This window comes from Mesorhizobium sp. Root102 (assembly GCF_001425625.1).
Lineage (GTDB): Bacteria > Pseudomonadota > Alphaproteobacteria > Rhizobiales > Rhizobiaceae > Mesorhizobium.
This window is the reverse complement of sequence record NZ_LMCP01000046.1, coordinates 108,735-126,636: the sequence shown is the minus strand read 5'-3', so window position 1 is coordinate 126,636 and position 17,902 is coordinate 108,735. Positions and strand designations below refer to the sequence as shown.

Below are 17,902 nucleotides of genomic sequence, written 5' to 3'. Positions count from 1 at the left end.
CGACATGAAAAAAGGCGATCATCTCTTCCTTGTCGACGGCTCCGGCTACATCTTCCGTGCCTATCATGCGCTGCCGCCGCTGACCCGCAAATCCGACGGTCTGCCGGTGGGCGCCGTTTCCGGCTTCTGCAACATGCTGTGGAAGCTGATGCTCGACGCCCGCAACACCGATGTAGGCATTGTGCCGACGCATTTCGCGGTGATTTTCGACTATTCGTCGAAAACCTTCCGCAACGACCTCTACCCCGAATACAAGGCCAACCGCTCGGCCCCGCCGGAAGACCTGATCCCGCAATTCGGCCTGATCCGCCAGGCGACCAGGGCGTTCAACCTGCCTTGCATCGAGATCGAAGGCTATGAGGCCGACGATCTCATCGCCACCTATGCCAGGCTGGCCCGTGAGGCAGGCGGCGACACCACCATCATCTCCTCCGACAAGGACCTGATGCAGCTGGTCGGCGCCACGGTCGGCATGTACGACCCGATGAAGGACCGCCAGATCGGCATTCCGGAGGTGATCGAGAAATGGGGCGTGCCGCCGGAGAAAATGGTCGACCTGCAGGCTTTGACCGGTGACTCGGTCGACAATGTGCCTGGCGTGCCTGGCATCGGCCCGAAAACGGCGGCGCAGTTGCTGGAACAATTCGGCGACCTCGACACGCTGCTTGCCCGCGTCAGCGAGATCAAGCAGGAGAAACGACGGGAATCCATCATCGTCAACGCCGACAAGGCGCGCATTTCGCGTCAGCTGGTAACGCTGATGAATGATGTACCGGTAGCCGAGGGACTGGACGACTTCGTTCTGCACGCCCCGGACGGGCCGAAGCTGATCGGCTTCCTCAAGACCATGGAATTCACCTCGCTAACCCGCCGCGTGGCTGAGGCGACCAGCACCGAGGTCGGTGACGTCCAGGCTGTCGCAGTGACCGTCGAACGTGCCGATAACGCGCATGGCCCCGATGTCGGCGCGGGAGCTTCCGGCGAGGCGCGACCCGCCGGGACCGGCGAAGTCGGCGCTGCAGACGAGGTGCCGGGCGCCGAGAAACCCACCAGCGGCGACACCCCTTCCCTGCTCGCCGCGCTGCGGCTGGAGAGTGCGGCCACCCGCAAGATCGATACATCAGCCTATCACTGCATCCGCGACGTCGCGACCTTGAAAGCCTGGGTCGCCGAGGCAACCGGGACCGGCCTTGCCGCTTTCGATGTCAGGGCAACGTCGGCCGATCCGATGCAAGCCGAGTTGATCGGCATATCCATCGCCACGGGGCCCGGCCGCGCCGCCTATATTCCTTTCACCCACAAGAGCGGCAACGGTGACCTGCTCGGTGGCGGAATGGTCGAAAACCAGATCCCTCTTCGCGAGGCGCTGGCCCTGCTGAAACCGCTGCTGGAAGACAGATCGGTCCTCAAGATCGCGCAGAACTTGAAATACGATCTTGTCGTCATGAGCCGCTATGGCATCGATGTCGCGCCGTTCGACGACACCATGCTCATCTCCTACGTGCTCGATGCCGGCACGCCCCATGGTCACGGCTTGGACTCGCTTGCCGAGAAATGGCTGGGTCATACCCCTCTCCAGCTCAAGGACGTCACCGGCTCCGGCAAAAGCTCCGTCGGTTTCGATCAGGTCGACATCGACAAGGCGACCGCTCATGCCGCCGAAGACGCCGATATGGCGCTGCGGCTCTGGCTGGTGCTGAAGCCACGGCTTTCCGCCAAGGGGCTGGTGTCGGTCTATGAACGGCTGGAACGGCCGCTGGTGCCGGTGCTGGCGCGCATGGAACAGCGCGGCATCTCTGTCGACCGTCAGATCCTGTCGCGGCTCTCGGGCGAACTGGCCCAGGGCGCCGCTCGCCTCGAAGAGGAAATCTACCAACTCATCGGCGAGCGCATCAACATCGGCTCGCCAAAACAGCTCGGCGATATCCTGTTCGGGCGTATGGGCCTACCCGGCGGCTCGAAGACCAAGACCGGCCAGTGGTCGACCTCGGCGCAGCTTCTCGAAGACCTCGCCGCCGAAGGCCATGAACTGCCGCGCAAGATCGTCGACTGGCGCCAGCTGACCAAGCTGAAATCGACCTATACCGATGCGCTGCCGGGCTTCATCCACCCGGACACCAAGCGCGTCCACACCTCCTACGCGCTGGCCGCGACGACGACGGGCCGGCTGTCGTCCTCCGACCCGAACCTGCAGAACATTCCGGTGCGCACCGCCGAAGGCCGCAAGATCAGGACTGCCTTCATCACCGACAAGAGCCATCGGCTGGTCTCGGCCGACTACAGCCAGATTGAGTTGCGCGTCCTCGCCCACGTCGCCGAGATTCCGCAACTGCGGCAGGCCTTTGCCGACGGCGCCGATATCCACGCCATCACTGCGTCGGAGATGTTCAACGTGCCGGTCGAAGGCATGCCTTCGGAAGTCCGCCGCCGCGCCAAGGCGATCAATTTCGGCATCATCTACGGCATTTCGGCCTTCGGCCTCGCCAACCAGCTGTCGATCCCGCGCGAGGAGGCGAGCAACTACATCAAGAAATACTTCGAGCGCTTCCCCGGCATCCGCGACTATATCGAGGAGACCAAGGCCTATGCCCGCGAGCACGGCTTTGTCGAAACGATCTTCGGGCGCCGCATCCATTACCCGGACATAAGATCGTCCAACCCCTCGGTCCGCGCGTTCAACGAGCGCGCCTCGATCAATGCCCGGCTCCAAGGCACCGCCGCCGACATCATCCGCCGAGCCATGATCCGCATGGAGGAGGCGCTGGAAAAAGCTGGCCTTTCAGCACGCATGCTGTTGCAGGTGCATGACGAACTGATCTTCGAGACCCTCGAGGGCGAAGTCGAGGCGACGATCCCGGTGGTGCGTCATGTCATGGAGAATGCGGCGATGCCGGCGGTTTCGATGTCGGTGCCGCTGCATGTCGACGCGCGTGCCGCCAACAACTGGGACGAGGCGCATTAGCACGGCCGCACCAAAGGGACACTTCCCTCGTGAAAGCCAATGGATAGGCTCTTATCCGCGATGATCGCCACCGTGACCGTGACCAGTGGCGCGGGACCGAGGGTATCGGTCATTGCTGAGCGCAGAATGCGCTAGCTAACGCATCAACCCGGCTGCGCGAAGAGCGTCTTCGATCACCTTGCCAATGCCATTTATGGAACTGCGTGAATCATCCGGACGCGGATCTTCGACGAGGCCAACACGAGCTGGCCTGGACTTTTCCGGAGCTACATATGTCCGCAAAGCCGTGGTCGCAGCGAGCGGGCTCGGGGCAGTCTGGAAGCTCGCTTCATTTCGTGCATCGTGGCTTGTGAGCCCCCAGAAGGCCGCCATGCGGCGTGTCGACGATATTCCGACGTCCAGCATGAATGGCGCGGCATTGCCCAAGCCGTCATCACCGACCGTCTTCAAGGGGGTGCCATGAGCCATGCCGGCAACGGTGTATTTCTCGATCAAGACGTTGCCATCGGCGTCGCTCCAGACCTGCCGAGTTTGTCCATCGACCATTTCGTTTCGATCAGGGCTGGTACCCAAACCATGAACCCCTTGCCATTGGGCCAAGATGGAGTCCGCGTTGGACGGCACCACCGTATTGTCGGCCGTGCCTTGCCAGATTGAAATCGTCGGCCATGACCCGTTGTGGGGCGAGGCCTCTGCCAGGCGCCGCTGGAGTTCCGCTCTGGATGGACCGCCATGGCCACGCATGCGATCGAACGCTTCCGGGATCGTTGCAGCGCTGCCATAAGCGAGGCCAGCAATGATTGCGCCGCCGGCGAAAACCTCCGGGTATGTGGCCAACATCGCTGCCGTCATGGCGCCGCCGGCCGAAAGCCCGGTGATGAAAATGCGCCGGCTGTCGAGGCCATGTTTTGTCACCATGGCTTCGATCATCTGGCGGATGGAGAGTGCTTCACCGCGATCGCGCGTGACATCTTCGGGCACGAACCAGTTGAAGCAGAGATTGACATTGTTGGCACGTTGTTGTTCCGGGAACAGCACCGCAAACCCTTTCTCGGCTGCCAGGCGTGACCACCCAGACCCGTGATCGTAGCCAGCTGCGGTTTGTGTGCAGCCGTGCAGGACAACCACCAGTGCAGCTCCGCGCGGCAGATTGTCAGCAACGTGGAAGCGCGCACGCAAGGCGCCTGGATTGGACCCGAATGCCCCCATGTCGGATAAATTGTCATGGTGGCTTTGTCGGCCTGTCTGGCCCCTCATCGCGCTCAGGCGAGTGATTGTATCTGAGATATTCCGCAAAACGAGATCCTTGACTGCCGGGGTGGCGAAGTTCGAGCACAGTGCACAATCAGCAACATCGTTGTTGCACTGCACAATAGCAAATTTACGCAGGGGCAACGCAGGAGCGGTGTGAACCATTCATTGTCCTCAAGTGAGCTTCCCGCAATCGATAGGAATTTTGGCATGGCGCCGAGGGGGGCTGCAGACGAGAACCCCGTCGGCCAACCCGGATGGCGACGGGGCAGAGCATGGCGCGGGACCGTCAGGGCTGCTCGTCTCGGAAGACGATCTTAGGCGGCCTCGGCCAGGCACTTGGCACACGTCCCGCGGAACTCGATCACCGCCTTCTTGGCGGCGAAGCCGGTGGAGCGCACCCATTCGTCCAGCTGGTGGCCGACATCGTGGTCGGACATTTCGGTCACCTGCCCGCACGTGTCGCAGATGGCGAAGGCGGTCATCGAATGGTTGTGGTCGTGCGGCTCGGCGCAGGCGACGAAGGAGTTGATGCTTTCGAGCCGATGCACGAAGCCGGACTTCACCAGCGTGTCGAGCGCGCGATAGACCTGCAGTGGGGCGCGAAAGCCCCTCTCGCGCAGCTGGTCGAGCAAGGTATAGGCGCTAAGCGGTCCGCTGGCGGTCTCGAGTTTCTCGAGCACGCACAACTGGTTCTTCGTCAGCACATCCCTTGCCGCCATGGTCCTGATCCACTCGTCTTGCGTCGCTCGCGCATCATGTCCGCGCAAACGATCCCTGTCTCACCCAGATAGCGACGAACAGCCATTTTTGCTACTGTTTCCCACATCTGCATGGAAGAGACCGCTATCATCGACCGGATTGGATAACAGGCAGGTTGCTCTCCGACGCAACATTCAAAATACTGACAAGATCTTCGGCAAGAGTCGCCGCGCTTGGAAATTCGATCGGGCTTGGGGAAGCAATCATGATCAAATTGACGCGGCGGACGCTGCTGGTCGGCACGTCCGCGATGACGATGGCCGGCATGGTGTCGTTCCGGACCATGGCCGCATCGCGCACCTACCATGCGCTGCTGATCGCCTGCACCGAATATCCTGCTCTGCCGCAGAGGAACTGGCTGATCGGGCCGAAGAACGATGCCAGCCTCGTCCACGAATATCTCCTGAAGAGCGTGCCCGATCCGGTGCGGTTCGCGCCGGAGAACGTCACGCTGCTCGCCAAGGATGTCCCCGGCGCCAGTGGCCTGCCGACCCATGCGGCGATCAAGACCGCACTGGCCGATCTTGCCGCCAAGGTTCAGCGCGACGATTTCGTCTATCTGCATCTGTCCGGGCACGGCGCCCAGCAACCGCAGATGGTCAAGGGCGACGAGACCGACGGCCTCGACGAGATCTTCCTGCCTGTCGATATCGAAAAATGGATCAACCGCGACGCCGGCGTGCCCAATGCGCTGGTCGACAACGAAATCGGCGCAGCACTCGATGCCATCCGCGACAAGGGCGCCTTCGTCTGGGTGGTGTTCGACTGCTGCCATTCCGGCACCGCGACGCGCGCCGTCGAGGTCGACGACGAGTTGGAGCGCAAGGTCGAGTTCGCCGACCTGGTCGGCGGCAACGAAGCCGAACGGGCCGCCGCGATCAAGGCCTATGACGAGGTGATTTCGGCCGCCGGCTCGCGCGGCGTCGACGACAACGGCACACGCAAGCCTGCCTTCAGCCTGACCCCGACCGGCGGCGAACCGATCGCCAAGGGCAAGCTGGTCGCCTTCTATGCCGCGCAGACGGTGGAGACGACACCGGAAATGCCGTTGCCCAAGGGCATGGCGGATGCGCCGCGCTTCGGCCTGTTCACCTTCACCATCCTGTCGAAACTGGCCGAAAACCCCAACGTCACCTATCGCCAGCTTGGCCAGGCCGTGCTGCAGCAATATTCAGCCGACAGCCGCACTAGGCCAACACCGCTGTTCGAGGGTGAATTGGACGCACGAGTGTTCGGCACCGACAAGACAGACGCGGTCATGCAGTGGCCTGTCGTCATCAAGGACGGCGAGGCGACGATCAGCGCCGGGCTGCTGCATCGCCTCACTCCCGGCAGCAAGCTCGCCATCCTGCCTTCGGCGCTGTCGCCGCTTTCCGACGCGGTCGGATTTCTGGAAGTGCAGTCGGCCAAGAACCTGGAAAGCCGCGTCAAGTCGGTCGAGTTCGACAAGAAGCCGGCGCTCAAGCTCGCCGACATTCCCGCCAATGCCTATGCGCGGGTGGCGGAGATCGCCGTCGATTACAAGCTCGTCGTGGCGCGTCCGGCTGCCACCAAGGGACTTGAGAAGGAAACCGCTCTGGTCAATTCGGTTCTCGACCAACTGGCCACAGCCAAGGAGACGGGTTTCAACATTGAGTTGGTCGAGTCCGGCAAAAGTGCCGAGCTCCGCTTCGCGGTGATGCGCGAGAATGCTGTTCCCGGCGCCGCCAAGGACGCGACCGACAAGCCGGCCCTGTGGTTCCTGCCGGCGTCGGGCGACGTGACCTTGACGGACGGCAGCAAGCCACCGCTGATCATCATCCACTTGGATGACCGTCAGAAGCTGGTCGATGCAACGGCCAGGAACCTGCGCACCATCTTCCGCGCCACCGGGCTTTCGCGGCTGGCGGCAGCCTCCGACTACAAGCCCGAAGACGTCGACGTCCAGTTCCAGGTCAAACGTCGCGACAAGGACGGCCTCGAACCGCTGCAGGCTTCGGTTGTGCCGCGCGTCTCACCGGGCGACGAAGTGCATGTGCTGGCCAAGAACAGCTCGGACCTTCTGGTCGACATCAACGTGCTCTATGTCGGCAGCGACTATTCGATCACCCATATCGTTGCCGAACGCCTCGCCCCGCAGGCCACGCTCGAGGAGGGACTGCTGGCCTTTACCGACACCAGCTTCGGCATGGAACGGATGATCGCGGTTCTGACCGAGGCACCGCCGGAGAGCGAGAAGGAGGATCTGGGCTTCCTGGCGCAGGACGGCGTTGCCTCGGCGACGCGCGGAACGGGCTCCGCCGGCTTCTCCGACATGCTGACCGATCTCGGCATGGCCCCGGCAACTCGCTCGGTGATGCGGCTTGCCGACAGGAGTGGCCCGAAGGGCGCGGTGATGATTTTCCCCATGGAGACGGTGCCGCGCGCCTGAACGAACCCCGGCGCCAAAGCCTCTTGGCTCTGTTGCGCCGGCTCTTGCGCGATCGGCGCGATGTGAGAACATTCCCGGCCGCAGCCTTGGCGCATGACGGCCGGATGAAACGGATAGGATCGATTGTGAAGAATTCTGTGTTTTCCTGGCGTGGAACGGTGGCCGGCCTTGCCGGCGGCCTGTTGCTGATCGCCAACGCTTCGGCGGACGAGGCCTGCGGCCTGTGCGTCAAGCAGATCGTCACCAATTCGGAACTGGCGACGTGTTTTCTTGATCAGTACGACCAGATCGCCAAAGGCGGCAGCGGCGCCGTTGTCGTCGATCTCAGCAACTGCGCCTCGCGCGGCGTCGTCGAAGCCTTGCCGTCACCGAACAAGGGGGCGGCGGAGCCCGACGTACAGTTCATGATTTCGCGCCTGCAGTTGCAATGCCTGAAAAAGAAGCTGGAGGCGCCGGGCATCGTGCTGGATCCCTCCGCCACCATCGAACTGGACACCTGCGGATGAAGAAACCGGCGGGCAACACCCGGCAGACGGCTGCCGCCGCACCCGCAAAGGCGCCGGCCGGCAGACCGGCGCTGCCGGAAACCACCGAAGGTTTCCCGTGGCCAAGCAGCCACGAGATCAAGAAGGAGAGCAATCCCTTCACCGACCGCGACTGGCGCATGCTGGTCTATGCCTGGTCGGGCATGGCAGTTCGTCTCGCCATCATCTTCACCTTGATGTTCTCGGTCTATCAGTTCCTGGCCAACCAGGAGCAAAAGCGCGTCGAGCAGACCATGTCGCTGGTCGAACTCTGGGAAACCAAAGACTACCAGCAGGCGCAGCGTGCCCTGAAGGATCGACTGACGGCCCTCAACGCCAAATATGACAATCTGCTCAGCGCCAACCCCTCGCCGACCGAAGAGCAGGTGTTCCGGCAACGGATCGGCATCGAGGCGATGACCGCCTCCGGTGGTGATATGCCGCTCGCCGATTTCAGCGAGAATTTCGATCGCATCGTCTATTTCCTCAACCGCCTGTCCTTCTGCGTCGACGGCGACCTGTGTTCGCGCAAAGTGACCGATGCCTATTTCCGCGACTATGCCGTCTCCTTCTGGAGCTATTTTGCCGGCTATGTCGACAAGCAGCGCAAGGCTGGGTCACCCACTTTTGCCTCGGCGATCGAGACCTATGTGCGCAATGGGCCGCCCGCGGCCGAAGCCAAATAGCGATGGTAAAACCCGGCCTCCCCCTGATACGTACCTGTCGCTGGCTGGCCATGGCCGGGGCTTTGATTGCGAGTTCGGTTGCCCGAGCCGAGGACGCACCGGATTTTCACCTCGATCTCGATACCGGTGGGCACAGTGCGCAGGTCACCGACCTCGCCTTCACACCCGACGGCGAGGACATCGTCTCGGCATCAAACGACAAGACCATCCGCGTCTGGGACTGGCATAGCGGAGTGACGCTGCGCACCATCCGCGGCTATATCGGCAATGGCAGCGACGGCAAGATCTTCGCGGTCGCGGTCTCGCCCGACGGCAAGACCATCGCCGCAGGCGGTTATTTCGGCGCCAGCCTTGGCGACAAGCCGCCCTATGGTGACATCAGGCTGTTCGACTTCGCCACCGGCAAGATGAAGGCGGTGCTCAGGGCCGCCGACTACGCGACGTACGATCTCGCCTTCTCTCCCGATGGCAAGACGCTGGCTGCCGGTGGCGCCGACGGCGTCGTCTATCTCTGGCGGCTGGACGACAAATCCGCGACCGGCTGGACGCTGGACAAGAAGCTCGACGCCGATTCCTGGCACATCGACAAGCTCGCTTTCGCCGCCGCGGGAACCCGGCTGGCAGCGACCACCACCGACAATGGCATCCGGCTTTGGGACGTCGTGAAGGGCGAAGAGATCGCACTGCCTGACGAAGCCGAGCCGCTGCGGGACATCAGCGTCACAGCGCTGGCCGTTTCGCAGGACGGCAGCCTGTTTGCCACCGGCAGCAAGGATGGGCTGGTGCAGCTCTGGCGGGCTGCTGACGGCACGCTGGCGCGCGCCATGCCGGCGCAGGATTTCCTCATTGGCTCGCTGACCTTTGCCAAGGGATCGCGGTTGGTCGCCTCCTGCGGCTATCGCTGCGCCGACAAGCGCCGTTCCATCGTCTGGAACACCGACACCGGCGAGAAGGTGCTCGACTACACCGGCCATGACGGCACGGTCTATGCCAGCGCCGCCAATGCCGATGGCTCGCAGGTGGCGACCGCCGGCGGCACGCGCAACGCCATCCAGGTCTGGGACCCCGCGACCGGCGAGCGCAAGGCGCTGCTGCAGGGCGTGGGCGAACCGGTAACCGCGGTCGGTATCGATGCGGCGAACGACGTCATCGCCTGGGGCAACACCAACCCTTGCCCCGATCGCGTGGCCTGCCCTGAACAACAGGGCGCGCTGGACAAAGTGCTGGCGTTGCCGACCACGGAGCGTTTCTTCGAGGACCCGCAGCCGCTGACGGAGCCGGGCTCGTTTGCGCGCGCCGCTCTGGCCAACGGCCAGTGGTCGCTGCGCGCCGCGCCTGGCGGCAAGGACGCGCTGGAAAACGCCGTGCTGGAGATCGCCAATGGCGGCAAGGTGGTGCGCGGCATCGAGAACGACGCCACCAACGGCTTTGTCCACTCCGCCTACACGCTGATCGACAAGGGCCTTGGCCTGATCACCGGCGGCAATGATGGCACGCTGATCGAATACCGGACCGCGACCGCGAAAGTGTCGGGCGAATTCACCGGCCACACCGGCGAGATCAACGCCATGGTTGCCTCGGAGAAGGCCGGCCTGCTGGTCACCGGCAGCGCCGACCAGACGCTGAGACTGTGGGATCTGAAGACGCATGAGCTGATCGTGTCGATGTTCTTTGCCGGCTCGCAATGGATCGTCTGGATGCCGCAGGGCTATTATTATTCCTCCGACGAGGGCGACAAGCTGATCGGCTGGCAGGTCAACCAGGGCCGCGACCATGAAGGCCGCTTCATCCGCGCCGGCCAGTTGAAGAAATACCTCTGGAGCCCGGAAATGGTGCGCCGGGCAATCACCCTGCGCAGCGCCAAACAGGCGGTCAAGGAAATGCGGCCGGGCGTCGACAACGAGTTGCAGAAGCTGCTGCAGCGCAAGCCGCCGGAGTTCGCCATCCGCCTCGCCGACGACCAGAGCAAGGTCCGCGACGGTTATGTCGCCGTCGAGATATCGGGCGCCAAAGAAGCAGGAACGGATGTCGCCGGCTTCTCGATCCTGTCGAACAGCCGCAATGTCGGCGATGTCACGGCCCGCTCGGTGGACGGCAACAGCACCATTGTCGAGATACCGGTCGAGAATGGCGAGAACATCATCCGCATCACCGGCACCAACGAATTCGGCTATCTGACCGAACGCAGCGTGACGGCACTGGCGAGAAAGACCGAGAAGGCCGAGGCCAAGGGCAAGCTCTATGTCGCGGTCATCGGCGTCGACAAGTATCCGTTCCTGACCGATGCCTGCTCGGGCCGCGCCTGCGACCTGCGCTACCCCGTCGATGACGCGACCGAGTTTCTCAAGGTGATCTCGCAGAAATCGGCACCGCTGTTCTCATCGATGGAGACGCTGGTTCTGGTCAACCGCGAGGCGCTCGACGAGAGCCCCGACAAGGCCAAGCTGACCTACGCCGTCGCCAGTGCCGACGCCATCATGGAACCTGACTCCGACACGATCGACGACCAGCTCGCCGATTTCCTCGACCGGCCGGGAGAGCACGACACCACCATCATCTTCGTTGCCGGCCACGGCATCAACATCGACGAGGACTATTATTTCATCCCGACCGACGGCCGCAAGCAGGATGCCGAGCGCTGGAAACGCTCCTCGCTTGTCGACTGGTCGGACATCCAGAAGTCGGTCGAGCGTGCAAAAGGCATGCGCTTCATGCTGCTCGACACCTGCCATGCCGCCAACGCCTTCAATCCACGCCTGGAAAAGGACGCGCAGGACGCACGCATCGTCGTATTTTCGGCGACCGCCGCCAACAACACCGCCGCCGAACTGCCGGAACTCGGCCACGGCGTTTTCACCTATTCGATCCTGGAAGGCTTGCGCGGCAAGGCCAGGACGTCGGACGGCGGCGTCACACTGTTCGGCCTTGCCGACTATATTTCGCGCGAGGTGGTGCGGCTGACATCGTCGAAGCAGAAGCCGTTCTACTATGTCGGCGGTGTGGAGAACATTATGTTGGCCGAGCCGTGAGGAGGCTCACGCGGCTGTGCCCGGCTATCGCTGTAGTCCTGCTATTTCTTCTCGCGCTCCCCGTCCCCAGCTTCGCCGCCCCCGTCGTCTGCCCGCCGGGCACAGAGAGCTTCCCGCCCTTCTACGACGACGCCACGCTGTTCAAGGATGCCATCGCCAGCGTCGCAGATGTCGAGCCATCCAACCAGCGGCTGACCGGCATCACCGTGCCGCACCATCTTCTAGCCGCCGACCTGGTGGCACTGGGATTCCGGGCGGCGTCCGGCTTTCGCTACAAGCGCATCGTCATCCTGTCGCCGGACCACTTCCACAAGACGCACAGACTGTACGCCACCTCATTGCGCGACTTCGACACAGTGCTTGGCGCGGTCGCCGCCGACACCGATGCCGTACGCCATCTCGAAACGAACAGCGACATGGTCGAGGAGTCCTGCCTGTTCGACAAGGAGCATGGCGTGCGCGCCATGCTGCCCTTCCTGCATCACTATTTTCCCGAGGCGAAAATCGTGCCGGTGGCGATGTCGGTCAAGGCGCGCCGCGGCGATTGGGACAGGCTGGCCGCGGCTCTCAAATCCATTGTCGACCAGGACACGCTGATCGTCGAATCCACCGACTTCTCGCACTATCTGCCGCAGCACGATTCCAGGCGCTTCGACCAGCAATCCCTGAACATGCTGGCCGCCGGGTGGCTCGACGGCATTGCGGCGCTGCGCCAACCCGATCATGCCGATTCCGTTGGTGCGCTCTACCTCCAGACCAGGCTGCAGCGGGAACTGTTCGGCGCCCAGCCGCTGGTCGTCGCCAACGAGAATTCGCAGGAACACACGTCGGACTATGTCGAGCGGACCACCAGCTATGTGGTGGCGCTGTTCGGCGCCTTCGGCCCCGGCTTCAACAATCCGGCACGGCCAAAGGACAGGATCTACTACCTCGCCGGCGATGTGAATTTCGGCCGTGCCATGAAGAAGATTCTGGTCCGCGACGGCGTTGCCGACCGGATCGTCGACAGCGTCCTGGCCCTGACCGGATCGCGGCCGCTGATCGTCAACCTTGAAGGCGTCATCTTGCCCAACGTGCCGGAAGCGATCGACGACATGACGCTGGCGATGCCGCAAGGCCTGGCTGTCGACATGCTGAAACGGCTGCATGTTGCCGGCGTCGGGCTCGCCAACAATCACGCCTATGATCTTGGACTGTCAGGCTATGCGGAGACGCTGCGCGCGCTGGATGAAGCCGGCATCCCGCATTTCGGCCAGGGCGAGGCGCTGGCGCTTGCCGATCTCGACCTTGTCGGCCTGACCGACATCGACACCAACGGCTCCAGGAACACCGACCTGATCACCCCTGCCCTGCTCGACCGGCTGCTGCACGAGGATGCCGGGCGGCCGGTGGTCGCCTTCGTTCACTGGGGCCGCGAGTACAAGACCGGACCGTCGGAACGTGAAGACATGCTTGCCGACCAGATGCGGCTGCGCGGTGCTTCAGCCATCGTTGGCAGTCACCCACATTTGTCGAGCGAAACGATCGTACCGCTGGCCGGCGGCGACGTGGCGGAGCTCTATTCGCTCGGCAATTTCCTGTTCGACCAGAGCGCCGAACGGTCGTCCGGATCGATGCTGGAACTGCGCGTCTTCGCCCAAGGCACGATCTTCACCAGGCTCATTCCGCTGCCCAACTATTTCGAGATGGGCAGGAAATAGCCTATCCGCAACCGACCATGTCGCGCGGCAGATAGCAGGCCGCCGGCTCGGTCTTGGTCTCGAACAGCGACTGCTTCGGCCGGAAATAGAAGAAAGTGACCGGCTTGCTCTCGCGCACGCTGCCGTCGGCAAAATGCGCGGCGATGCTGAAGCTGTGGATTGACGACATTGACGACCACATCTTCAGCCGCGCTGTGTAGGCGCTGATCTTCTTGTTGCCGCGCAGCGGCATGGCAATGGTGTAGTCATGCTTGCCGATCGGGAACTCGATGTTCTGGTAGCGCATGGCTTCCGGTGTACCGCCGCCGCCGTCGCCGCATTCTGCCATCGATTCCGGCGTCTCGAAGACCGCCATGGTGATGGAGGTGCGGAACGGCTCGCTCTGCTGGTAGACATGACCTTCGTCATCCGCCCACGAATAGTCGAACTTGCCGATCGCATTCAGCGTCATCGCCTGTTGCATGTTGCCGAGATAGTCGCCGACCTCGCCGAACTTGATCTTGTTGGTCAGCTGGCTGCGGCAGACATTGAGACTGTCCACCGAGGGACAGGGAAAACGTCCCGTCTCGAGGCTCGCCGTGTCGACGCCGGCTTCGGTGAGCACGCTCTTGACCGACACGTCGACACCGTCACCGAAATTGCCGATGTCCTTGCTGTACATGCGGCTTGGCTCACCGGTCGGGTTGCCCTCGTCGTCGACCGCGGTGAACTGGATCGACATCTTCATGTCCTTGGCGTCGCCCCAGCCATTGTTGACGATCGAGAAATCCGGCCGGAAGCCGACGCAGCCGAAATGCTCAGATATCGACAGCATCGGCTTGCGATAGGCATCGCTGGCGGCGACCTTCATCTCCAGGCTGTCGAGCTTGACCTTGGTCCGGTCCGACGTCTTGAGATCGACCTCGGCAAAGGCCGGCGCTGCCTCCCAGTCCATACCTTCATAGACGTTGCCGGTGGCGACCTGGCCGGTGCCGTTCCAAGCGTCGTTGTACTGGTCGGACTGCGGATAGATGGCGATGTCTTCGTCACGCACCAGATGCTGATACTGAATGTCGGATTGCTGGGTCATGCGCTGGTCGACCGCGACGCCGATCTCGACCTTGTCGGCGTCGCCACCGCCGGTCTGCGCCTTGAGGAGCCCGCTGACCCTGGCATCGGCCAGCACGTCGGGGCGCGAGCCGCCGACCTCCTTGCCCATTGTCCATTGCGAGTCGTAAACAGTGCCGCCGGCAAGCCGGGTGCGGCCCTTGCCATTCTTCAACCCGTCGACAAATGAGCCGGCAAAGATCTCACCGGTCCTTGACAGCATCCGCCCTGCGCCGTTCGGCACGCCGGCAACGAACTGCCCCTCATAGCGGTTGCCGTCGGCATCGATATGGATGCCCTTTCCGTAGAGTTCCCCGGCGAGCCAATGCCCGTCGAAAACCTCGCCCGAGCGCAGTTCGAGCCGGCCCTGCCCGTCGGGTCGGCCATTCCTGATGTCACCGAAATAGCTGGAATAGATGGTTTTGGGATCGTAGCTCGCCGAGCCGCGCACCCGCCACACAAGCCTGCCCTTGCCGTTGATGGTGCCGTCTTCGGCAATCGTCCGGTCGGGTGACTGGCCCGCCGCCGGCTCCCAGACGAAGTCAAGGTTCTTTTCCGGATGGAAGTCCCACACCCGGACCGTCCTGCGCAGCACCGAGCGCGTGTCCGCGTGGTAGACGATCTGCACCCGTTCCGCCCAGGCGCCACCGGCAGGTGCGGCCGCAGGATCGGCGAAGGCCGGCGAAAACATCAGTGCAGCCAGCATCGACCCCGCCGCGATCCCCAACACTGCCTTTGCCCGCGCCATCCCAAACCCCTTTGGATGCCAACCCCTTGGCCGTTCAAGCGTAGTCGGCGAGCCGGCCTCGTGCAAGAGAACCGCAAAGGAAGTGCCCGCCAAGAAAAAGACGGCGGGATTGCTCCGCCGCCCTTGTCTCCACCGCGAATGCGCAGCGACTATTTATACAGGCTGTTGATCCACTGGACGTTGGCAGCGTTCAGCCGCACGGCGGTATTCGCGTCTGGGCTTTCCGCCACGTTGACACCGGTGATGATGCGCTGCTTGGCCTTGTTGTCGTAGGCATAGACCGAACTGCCGCTCGACCCCGGGAACGTATCGCAGTCATACTGGAAATATTCCGGAGCGATGTTTTCGGCATGCACTTCGCAATTTGCCTTCCACATCGTGCCCATCGGCTTGTCGCCGGGGTAGCCGACGAGGTTGGCGGTGAAGTCGCCGAGATCGTCATAGTTGGCATAGCCCAGCCAGCCGAGGTTGGTACCGACATCCTGCTTCAGCGTGACGATGCCGAGATCCCACAGGAGGACCGAACCATAATAGCCCTGGTAGTTGTCGATGAAGCCTTGCAGCACATAGGCGCTTTCAAAGCTGAAGGCGCCGAACGGTGCGTCGTCGGCCGTGCTGCCGTTGAGACCCGGCACGAACAGATAGTCAGAAAGCCAGTCCTTGTCCTCATGGCTGTAGAGGCAGTGCGCCGCGGTGAGCACCGTGCGCGGGCCGATCAGCGTTGCCGAACAGCTGCCAAAGCTGCCCGTCTTCGGCGACTTGGCTTCGAGATAGCCGATTGCCGAGAACGGATAAGTCTTGGTGTTCTTGACCTGCTCGCGATCGTCGGTGCCGAAAACCTGGCGGCCGGCTTCGCCTTCGCCGAGGTCCGGATCATCGGTCTTGCGCTCAGCCCCGTCTTTTCCAGTGGCCGGAGCATTCAGTTCCTTGATGATAAGGTCCCGCAGCGCTTCGCTGGGCTCGATCTTGATCTCCTTGCCATCGGCGGACCGTCCGACGATGCCGTAGGATTTGACAGCCGTTGCCTCGTCAGCAAGCGGCGCGGCGCGGCTGTCTTCGTCAGTCAGCTTCGGCGGTGCGATTGGCTTTGCCCGCCCGGGCTTGTAGTCGCCTGAAGTCACATCCCGCATGCTTTCACCATTGCCTGCACTGGCGGAGCCAGGATCGGCGGCAAAAACCGGGACCGTCCACATCGCGGTGGAAAGCAATGCGGACGCAATAAGTGCGTTTGTCAGTTTTGTCATGGTGAGACTCTCCCAAAAGTCAGCAAGGACTGGATCAAAATACAGAAATATTGTCGAGATCGTGGTGAAGTCGAAAAATGAGTTTGGTTACCAGCACCTGAACCTGACCATCACCCCATGCGGTCTGTCGAAGGCCCCCGCCAAAGACACCCGCGCGGATATATTGCCTAAATTAATACAACATTGGAATGACAAATCGCTTCCACGTAGCCCGTGGGGGGCTATAGGGTTTTGAGTGGGTTCCGCACGGGAACGCGATCCGCGAAGCAACGCCTGCTTGCCGGCGACTGTTTCGTTGATGATGCGCCGGGGCTGGCTCGTTCGGGAACGTGTCTCAGGAGGATTTCAGGTGCACATCATCCATCGGTTCAGGCCGATCGCCGCCGCGTCTTTGCTCGGCATGGCTGCGGCCTTTACGGCCGCCAACACTGCCCAGGCGGACGAAGGTGCCGCCCGACCGGAGGCGGCGGTCTCGCCAATGAAGCGCGTGACGGAAGCCAGGGCGAAGGCTGCGGCGGAGAACCCCGACGGCGCCGACCGCGTCTATGGCGGCAACCAGGCCGAAAAAGGCGCCTATCCGTTCCAGGTCGCGCTGCTCACCACCGACAGGCTGGACGAGAACCCAGCCTCTCAGGCCAATGCACAGTTCTGCGGCGGCAGCCTGATCGCTCCGCAATGGGTGCTGACGGCAGCACACTGCCTTAACGACGAGGGCCAGCCGATTTCGCCTGAGAGCGTCACCGTGCTGACCGGCGCCACCGACCTCAGCGAGGGCAAACGCCACAAGGTCGTGGAGGTCATCGTCAACGAAGGCTACAGCGAGCAGACGCTCGACAACGACCTCGGCCTGCTCCGGCTTGCCGAGCCGGCCGGTGCGCCGACCATCAAGGTCACCCATGACGCAACGCCCGACACCGGCAAGACGACGGTCACCGGCTGGGGCAAGATGCAGGATGGCACCTTCCCGACCACGCTGATGGTTGCCGACCTCGACCTGCAGCCGAACCAGGCCTGCAACACCGGCATCAAGGCCATCTATGCACATGATCTGAAGGCGGCACTTGGCGATCTGTCCCGCCGTATGCGCTATTCAGAAAAGGGCATCGACGCAGCCGCCAATGCGATCGCCGCCGATATGACCGACCCGCTGACCGGCAACATGATCTGCGCCGGCACCACCAGCGGCGTGCGCGACGCCTGCAACGGCGACAGCGGCGGCCCGCTGTTCATGACCGGCGCCGACGGGCCGGTCCAGGTCGGCGTCGTCAGCTGGGGCGAAGGCCCGGCGGACGGCAGTGCGGCCTGCGGTCACAAGGACGCCTACGGCATCTACACGCGGCTGGCCAACTACACCGGCTGGATCGAGACGAAGATGAAAACCTCTGCTCCGGCGCCTGCCAAACCCAAGCCGGGACTGGGCACGGCGCAGAAGCCGAAGACGCCCTGAACCACGGCCATTTCGCCTTCACATGAAAAACGGCGGGAGGTCCCGCCGTTTTT

At 62.9% G+C, this 17,902-nt stretch carries 11 protein-coding genes; 7 read left to right on the top strand and 4 right to left on the bottom strand.

The window, feature by feature from the left end; genetic code table 11:
• The first annotated feature begins 4 nt into the window (after window positions 1-4).
• Window positions 5-2,962 (top strand): DNA polymerase I, encoded by a 2,958-nt coding sequence (polA, locus tag ASD12_RS28850; protein WP_056595241.1) that lies wholly within the window; start codon window positions 5-7, stop codon window positions 2,960-2,962.
• 135 nt (window positions 2,963-3,097) lie between these two features.
• On the opposite strand, the gene ASD12_RS28845 is transcribed toward polA, so the two are convergent.
• Window positions 3,098-4,258 (bottom strand): PHB depolymerase family esterase, encoded by a 1,161-nt coding sequence (locus tag ASD12_RS28845; RefSeq protein ID WP_162252302.1) that lies wholly within the window; start codon window positions 4,256-4,258, stop codon window positions 3,098-3,100.
• Window positions 4,259-4,530: 272 nt separating this feature from the next.
• Window positions 4,531-4,935 carry a Fur family transcriptional regulator gene (locus ASD12_RS28840; protein ID WP_056594898.1) on the bottom strand — a complete coding sequence of 135 codons (405 nt, stop codon included), beginning with the start codon at window positions 4,933-4,935 and terminating at the stop codon, window positions 4,531-4,533.
• A 245-nt stretch (window positions 4,936-5,180) separates the two neighbouring features.
• Here ASD12_RS28840 and ASD12_RS28835 point away from each other — a divergent pair, with 245 nt between their 5' ends.
• The 5 genes from ASD12_RS28835 to amrB all read left to right on the top strand — a co-directional run bounded on the left by ASD12_RS28835 (window position 5,181) and on the right by amrB (window position 13,324).
• The gene (locus ASD12_RS28835; protein ID WP_056594896.1) at window positions 5,181-7,385 is read left to right on the top strand and encodes a caspase family protein; all 2,205 of its coding nucleotides are present in this window, start codon (window positions 5,181-5,183) and stop codon (window positions 7,383-7,385) included.
• A 158-nt stretch (window positions 7,386-7,543) separates the two neighbouring features.
• Window positions 7,544-7,891 carry a hypothetical protein gene (locus ASD12_RS28830; RefSeq protein ID WP_244483009.1) on the top strand — a complete coding sequence of 116 codons (348 nt, stop codon included), beginning with the start codon at window positions 7,544-7,546 and terminating at the stop codon, window positions 7,889-7,891.
• Window positions 7,888-8,595: a hypothetical protein gene (locus ASD12_RS28825; protein ID WP_056594894.1), complete on the top strand. Its 708-nt coding sequence runs from the start codon at window positions 7,888-7,890 to the stop codon at window positions 8,593-8,595. The genes ASD12_RS28830 and ASD12_RS28825 overlap by 4 nt, the downstream gene beginning before the upstream one ends.
• A gap of 50 nt (window positions 8,596-8,645) precedes the next feature.
• Entirely contained in the window at window positions 8,646-11,624 is a 2,979-nt protein-coding gene (locus tag ASD12_RS28820; protein ID WP_082525738.1) for a caspase family protein, read from the top strand.
• Complete coding sequence (amrB, locus tag ASD12_RS28815; protein WP_244483008.1) at window positions 11,621-13,324, top strand: AmmeMemoRadiSam system protein B; 1,704 nt, start codon at window positions 11,621-11,623, stop codon at window positions 13,322-13,324. The genes ASD12_RS28820 and amrB overlap by 4 nt, the downstream gene beginning before the upstream one ends.
• A 1-nt stretch (window position 13,325) precedes the next feature.
• Here amrB and ASD12_RS28810 read toward each other — a convergent pair whose 3' ends face one another.
• Window positions 13,326-15,158 (bottom strand): hypothetical protein, encoded by a 1,833-nt coding sequence (locus ASD12_RS28810; RefSeq protein ID WP_056594889.1) that lies wholly within the window; start codon window positions 15,156-15,158, stop codon window positions 13,326-13,328.
• 149 nt (window positions 15,159-15,307) lie between these two features.
• Entirely contained in the window at window positions 15,308-16,402 is a 1,095-nt protein-coding gene (locus ASD12_RS28805) for a serine protease (protein ID WP_056594888.1), read from the bottom strand.
• A gap of 349 nt (window positions 16,403-16,751) precedes the next feature.
• Between ASD12_RS28805 and ASD12_RS28800 the strand changes: the two genes are divergently transcribed.
• Window positions 16,752-17,849: a trypsin-like serine protease gene (locus tag ASD12_RS28800; RefSeq protein ID WP_056594886.1), complete on the top strand. Its 1,098-nt coding sequence runs from the start codon at window positions 16,752-16,754 to the stop codon at window positions 17,847-17,849.
• Window positions 17,850-17,902: the final 53 nt, after the last annotated feature.